The 3,541-nt window shown below is 64.1% G+C and carries 3 protein-coding genes (1 of these 3 only partly in view); all 3 read left to right on the forward strand.

Annotated features, from left to right (window positions below; translation table 11 throughout):
• On the forward strand, nt 1-11 hold the end of the coding sequence (locus tag DS839_RS23780) for a helix-turn-helix transcriptional regulator (RefSeq protein WP_119272959.1). The gene continues 625 nt to the left of window position 1, outside the view; the window shows 11 of its 636 coding nt (coding positions 626-636); its start codon lies off the left edge, out of view; the stop codon is at nt 9-11.
• Nucleotides 5-1,414 carry an MFS transporter gene (locus tag DS839_RS23785; RefSeq protein ID WP_119272960.1) on the forward strand — a complete coding sequence of 470 codons (1,410 nt, stop codon included), beginning with the start codon at nt 5-7 and terminating at the stop codon, nt 1,412-1,414. Before DS839_RS23780 ends, DS839_RS23785 begins: the two co-directional genes overlap by 7 nt.
• 375 nt (nt 1,415-1,789) lie before the next feature.
• Nucleotides 1,790-3,433, forward strand: a complete 1,644-nt coding sequence (locus tag DS839_RS23790) for a M23 family metallopeptidase (protein WP_119272961.1) — start codon at nt 1,790-1,792, stop codon at nt 3,431-3,433.
• Nucleotides 3,434-3,541: the final 108 nt, after the last annotated feature.

The following is a 3,541-nucleotide window of genomic DNA, read 5'->3' on the forward strand; positions in this document are numbered from 1 at the left end:
CGAAATCGTGACCGCCGAGCAGGCGCGCCCCGACTGGCGCGCACTCTGGCAGTCGGGCGATCTCGCCCGCTTCTGCTTCATCAGCCTCGGCATCTTCCTGCATGCCACCAACGAGACGATGGTGGCGACGATCATGCCGGCCATGGTGCGCGACATAGACGGCGTCGAATTCGTCGGCTGGTCTTTCGCGGTCTATGAGATCGGCTCGATCATCGCCGGCGCCGCCAGCGGCCGCCTCGTCTCCCTCGTCTCCTTGCGCGCCAACATGGTGATCGCCGCCTTGCTGTTCATGGCGGGCTGCATCGTCTGCGCCCTCGCCACCGCCATGCCGTGGTTTCTCCTCGGCCGACTGCTCGAGGGCTTCGGCGGCGGCGGCCTCGTGGCGCTTGCTTTCGTGTCGGTCGAACGGCTCTTCCCGCGCCTGATCTGGCCGCAGCTCTTCGCCATCATGTCGGCGATCTGGGGTGTCTCGGCTTTCGCCGGCCCTCTTCTCGGCGCCCTTGCCGCCGAGGCGATCTCCTGGCGCTGGGCCTTTGCCGCTTCGGCGCTGATCGGCTGCGCCATGGCGGCGGCGAGCTTCGCCGTCTTGCGCATGCGCGCCGCTTTGACGCCGGCCGAGCCCCAGAGCCGCCCGTCCTTTCCCTTCGAGGTGCTGGCCTGCCTCGCGGTGAGCGTCATCCTCATTGCGATCGCCGGGCTTGCCATCGAGACGGTGCGCTCGTCGCTCCTGCTCATCACCGGCCTCCTCGGCGTGGGCCTCGTCTTCCGGCTCGATGCGAGGAGGCCCGGGGCGCGTCTCTTCCCCTCGCGGCCCTTCGACTGGCGCTCGCCCGTCGGTACCGGCATGACCATGATCGCCGCCTTCTCGGTCGCCACCGTTTCCTTCGGTCTCTATGCGCCGCTGATCCTGACCAATCTCCATGGCATGCCGCTCCTGACCACGGGCTACATCATCGCCTCCGAATCGATCGCCTGGTCGGTGCTGTCGATTCTCGTCGCCAATGCGCCGGCGCATCGCGAGCGCCTCATCATCACGGCGGGCGCCTTCATGATCGCGGGCGGCATCGCGGGCTTCGCCTATGCGGTGCCGCAAGGTGCCCTGCCGCTGATTCTCTTCTCGGCGATCCTGCAGGGCGGCGGCTTCGGCATAGCCTGGCCCTTCGTCACCCGCATGATCGTCGCCGCGGCGCCGCCCGAGGAGCGCACCATTGCCTCCTCGGCCGTGCCGACCATGCAGCGCCTGGGCTATGCCGTGGGGGCCGCCATTGCCGGCATCATCGCCAATGCCGGCGGCTTCTCCAAAGGCCTGAACGCCGAGACTGCCGCAGGGGCTGCTTCCTGGCTTTTCGTGGCTTTCCTGCCGCTGGCGGTGGTGGGCTGCGTGGCCGGCTGGCGGACGGCCCGGAACCTATAAAGTTACGTACCGCCCTCTTCCTGCCATTTTTTGTCACCAGTTTTGCCATCATCAGGGGGTGGCGCCGGCGTTTTGGTTAACATTTCGGAAACTCTCCTTTGTCACAATCCTCACCGGAATAGTACCTAACCCCATGGCGTAATTGGTTTCTTCAAGACGACTTCGTTGATGGCGGTTGACTTGGGCTGATCTGAAAGGCAAATTCTAAATCGTCGAGTTCCGGGGCGGGACCTTGGGGCGAGACGAGCGCGACTGAGTCAAAAAAAAGAATGCACCGAGGCGGGTTCGGTGCGGAAGGTCAACTGGCCGGCACAGCGAACGGCACGATTAGGGGATTCGGGATTGATCGCGCGACGTGGGAGAAATACTGGCAATTTGCCGGTTATCGCGAAGAGCGCTGGCCAGCCTGTGCATGTCGAGCAATTCGACACCGATTTCGACAATCCTTTCGACTCCGATACCCCGCGCGGTTCCCATTGGCTTCTGACCACGTGCATCGCCGGTGTCGCCGGTACGCTCGTCGTGGGCGCGGCCCTGCTCGGCTTCATCGGCAGCAACGGCTATTCGAACGATGCCTATGCCTCGATCAACTCGCGCGAGACGGTTCGCGGCAATGGCGGCAGCGCGGGCTTCCTCGAATCAGTGGCGCTCAAGCCTTTTGGCGAAGTGAGCTACGATGAGACGCCTGAGGTCAGCGGCGAATTTGTCGTCCCTGAGCGAGGCCTCGAGGGCGAAGCCAACTATCCGGGCATCAATTCCGGGGATCTGCCTTATGGCGACGGCCGCACCGTGGTGCTCGATGCCGAACTCGCGGTCGCCTCGGTCAATGCCGAAAACATCACGACGATTTCCAAGACGCCGCCGCCGGAACCGGTCGACGAGACGATCAGGCTGGCGAAGGGACGCACCCTCGTCGATGAGATCGTGAGCCGCGGCGTGACGCGCGATGCAGCACAAGCCCTCGTCGCCTCGATCGAGCCGATCTTCCCGACCAGGCAATTCAAGGAAGGCGCCGAGTTCGAGCTCACCCTCGAGCAGCAGCAGGACTTCTATGGCCGCTATGTGATCTTCCCCGTGCGGCTCGCCTTCAAGCCGGGTCCGACCGAGAACATCCTGGTCGAGGCCGACGAGGACGGTCACTTCGCCGCCCGCATCGACGGGGAGAAGCAAGGCACGGCGTCGCGCTATGCCAACTACGATCATTTCCGCACCAAGGCGCGGGTCGGCTCGAGCCTCTATGCCACCGCCAAGGACTACAAGGTTCCCGACTACATCACCGCCGAGCTGACGCGCGTTTTCGCTTATGACGTCGACTTCCAGCGCCAGGTGAAGGCCTCCGACTCCTTCGAGGTCTTCTACGGCAACCCGCTCACCGGCTCCTCCAAGAAGCGCAAGGTTCTGCACTATGCGCAGCTGACGCTCGGCGGCAAGACCAAGACCTATTACCGCTTCACCACGGCCGATGGATCGACCGAATACTATGACGAGAATGGTCGTTCGGCCACCAGGTCGCTGCTCAAGACGCCGGTCTCCGGCTTCAAGCTGACATCGGGCTATGGCATGCGCCGGCATCCGCTCTTGGGCTATAACAAGATGCATATGGGCGTCGATTTCGGCGCGCCCTTTGGGACGCCGATCCGCGCCGCCGGTAACGCCAAGGTCGAGATCGCCGGCCGCTTCGGCGCCTATGGCATCGCCGTCAAGCTCAAGCACAGCGGCAAATACGAGACCCTGTATGGCCATATGAGCCGGCTTGCCGACGGCATCCGCGCGGGTGCTTCGGTCCGTCAGGGCCAGGTCATTGGCTATGTCGGTGCTACCGGCCGCGCCACCGGCCCGCATCTGCATTACGAAGTCCGGGTAGCCAACCGCCCGATGAATCCCATGCGCGTCAAGGCCTCGGGCGGCCGTCAGCTCGCCGGCAAGGACCTGAAATCCTTCCAGAACCTGAAGACCCGCATCATCGCCATGATGAAAGTGGCGCCCTCGGGAACGCGCGTCGCGCAGGCCCAGCAGTAGGTGGCCGGGCCTGACCCCATAGGCGCTAAGATAAGGGTTGCGGTGCGGAATCGTCTGTGATTCCAACGTTGGATGACTCACGAATCACTGACGAACGCCGACTGGGAT

Source organism: Taklimakanibacter deserti (genome assembly GCA_003574785.1).